This window comes from Streptomyces sp. AC550_RSS872 (genome assembly GCF_019049285.1).
Classification (GTDB): Bacteria; Actinomycetota; Actinomycetes; order Streptomycetales; family Streptomycetaceae; genus Streptomyces.
Genome location: NZ_JAGMUL010000116.1, coordinates 1 through 280 on the forward strand (window position 1 = coordinate 1; position 280 = coordinate 280).

The following is a 280-nucleotide window of genomic DNA, read 5'->3' on the forward strand; positions in this document are numbered from 1 at the left end:
GACGAGTCAGAAACCGTTGATGTAGGCGAAGGACATGCGAAAGGTCCGGCGTAGAGGGTAAGACCCCCGTAGTCGAAACGTCAGCGGCTCGTTTGAGAGACACCCAAGTAGCACGGGGCCCGAGAAATCCCGTGTGAATCTGGCGGGACCACCCGCTAAGCCTAAATATTCCCTGGTGACCGATAGCGGATAGTACCGTGAGGGAATGGTGAAAAGTACCCCGGGAGGGGAGTGAAATAGTACCTGAAACCGTGTGCCTACAAGCCGTGGGAGCGTCGGA

1 rRNA gene is annotated in these 280 nt (G+C 56.8%); it reads left to right on the forward strand.

Annotated features, from left to right (window positions below):
* A 23S ribosomal RNA gene (locus tag KUM44_RS33015) occupies positions 1-280 on the forward strand; the annotation flags it as partial.